The following is a 2,415-nucleotide window of genomic DNA, read 5'->3' as shown; positions in this document are numbered from 1 at the left end:
CGCGCCGCACGGTGTACTTGCGCACCCACGACTTGAGCAGCCGTGAGTTCAGCTTGGACATCGACGACAGCGGCAGGGCGGCCAGACTCTCGGAGATCCAGCCGCCGTTGGTGCGGCCCGGGCCGACCAGCTGGGCGACGGCGTGCTTGCTGTTGTCGCCGACGAGCACCGCCAGCACCAGCGCGCGGCGTCGCTCCCGGTGATCGGCCGGGATGTCGTAGACCACCGCCGTTGCCAGCACCAGGAACGCGGTGGCCTCCAGGAAGGTCACCGTTTCGGCGGCGGCGGCGGACAGGGCGCTGATCGTGCCGATGCCGGGGATGGTCGCCGCGGCCCCCACGGCAACGCCGCCGGCCGTCACAACGGCCAGGTAGCGCTTGTGCAGCTTGGCCAGGATCTCGGCCGGGCTGGCGTTGGGGTGCGCGTTGCGCAGCCGGGTCACATAGGCCTCGGCGGCCGGACCCTGCAACCGCGAGCTTCGCTCGATGACCTGCGCCAACGCGCGCGCGGACATCTTGGGCCGACCGTTGTCGGCCCTCGGTGCCGACCCCGAGTCGGACATCGTGAAAAACCGGTTCGGCGACTTGTTCCGTCGAGCCCGCATATTGTCTCTCCTGCAAATGGCGTTCTTTCAGGCTAACGCGCCCGCGGGAAATCCCGACGTGTTATGCCCCCCGACCCGATCCTCAGCCGTCGGCCTCTTGCCGCACCGGGAATAATGCAGGCTGGATGTCTGCGACGGTCCGCGCCGTTTCTCGATCCCCATGCTGTTTACCCGCCGGGTATCGCCTGCGTGGGCCGGTCCAGGCCGATCAGATGGGCCGAGACGACTGAACGGCATCGTCGGGAGCGAAACGAGGTGGGGTGGATGAGCACGGCTACGCCCCGCACGCCCGGGGGAGGGCGCGCGGGATCGGCGTCGCCCCGGGCCGCCAACCGCTGGGACTTTCTCACCCGGAGCTCGCCGCAGTCACAGAACCCCTGGAACCCGCTGTGGGCGATGATGATCGGCTTTTTCATGATCATGGTCGACTCGACCATCGTCGCCATCGCCAACCCGACCATCATGGGCAGCCTGCGCATCGGCTATGACACCGTGGTCTGGGTGACCAGCGCCTACCTGCTGGGCTACGCGGTGGTGTTGCTGGTGGCCGGGCGGCTGGGTGACCGGTTCGGACCCAAGAACCTGTATCTGATCGGGTTGGTGGTGTTCACCGTCTCGTCGGTGTGGTGCGGGCTGGCGGGCAGCGCGGCCATGCTGATCGCGGCGCGCGTCGTGCAGGGCGTCGGGGCCGGGCTGCTCACCCCGCAGACCTTGTCGACCATCACCCGGATCTTCCCGGCGGAGCGGCGCGGCGTCGCGGTGAGCCTATGGGGGGCCACCGCCGGTGTCGCCAGCCTGGTGGGCCCGTTGGCCGGCGGTGTCCTGGTCGACAGCCTGGGATGGCAGTGGATCTTCTTCGTCAACGTCCCCATCGGCGTCCTCGGGCTGGGGTTGGCGTACTGGTTGATTCCGGTGCTGCCCACCCAGTCGCATCGCTTCGACCTGATCGGGGTCACCCTGTCCGGGATAGGGATCTTCCTGATCGTGTTCGGGCTGCAGCAGGGGCAGGCCGCGCACTGGCAACCCTGGATCTGGGCGTTGATCGTCGCGGGCGTCGGATTCATGACGGCCTTCGCGTTCTGGCAGTCGCTGAACGCCCACGAGCCGCTGATTCCGTTGGTCATCTTCAGCGACCGCGATTTCAGCCTGTGCAACGTCGGGGTGGCCATCGTCTCGTTCGCCGCCACGGCGATGATGCTGCCGCTGACGTTCTACGCGCAGGCCGTGTGCGGGCTCTCGCCGACCCGCTCGGCCCTGTTGATCGCGCCGATGGCGATCGCCAACGGTGTCTTCGCGCCGTTCGTCGGCAAGATCGTCGACAAATACCATCCGCAGCCCGTGCTCGGTTTCGGTTTCTCGGTGCTGGCCATCGCGCTCACCTGGATCACCTTCGAGATGACACCGACGACGCCGATCTGGCGGCTGGTTATGCCGTTCTTCGCGATGGGCGTCGGGATGGCCTTCGTGTGGTCACCGTTGACGGCCACCGCGACGCGTAACCTGCCGCCGCACCTGGCCGGCGCGGGGTCCGCGGTGTACAACTCCGTGCGCCAGCTCGGCGCGGTGCTCGGCAGCGCCGGCATGGCCGCGTTCATGACCTGGCGGATCACCGCCGAGATGCCGCGCCAGCCGTCCGGCGACGCCGTCGGCGAGGACGCGCTCGCCCTGCAGTTGCCTGCGTTCCTGCGCGATCCGTTCGCCGCCGCGATGTCGCAATCGGTGTTGTTGCCGGCGTTCGTCGCGTTGTTCGGCATCGTCGCGGCGCTGTTCCTGGTGGGCTTTGCGCCCTGGTCGGGTGACGGCAGGGGCGG

The 2,415-nt window shown here is 68.5% G+C and carries 2 protein-coding genes; one reads left to right on the top strand and one right to left on the bottom strand.

All coding sequences use genetic code 11. The features are described 5' to 3' along the window. The coding region (locus tag A5646_RS26110; protein WP_066863888.1) for a hypothetical protein at nucleotides 1-604 on the bottom strand (604 nt) is incomplete at its 3' end. 264 nt (nucleotides 605-868) lie between these two features. Here A5646_RS26110 and A5646_RS26105 point away from each other — a divergent pair. Next, nucleotides 869-2,415, top strand: a 1,547-nt coding sequence (locus A5646_RS26105) for an MFS transporter (RefSeq protein WP_067025332.1), incomplete at its 3' end; no start/stop codon positions are given.

It is taken from the genome of Mycobacterium sp. 1245499.0, assembly GCF_001673615.1.
GTDB lineage: Bacteria > Actinomycetota > Actinomycetes > Mycobacteriales > Mycobacteriaceae > Mycobacterium > Mycobacterium europaeum_A.
Note: the sequence above shows the minus strand (reverse complement) of the source record. Positions and strands in the feature narration are given on the sequence as shown.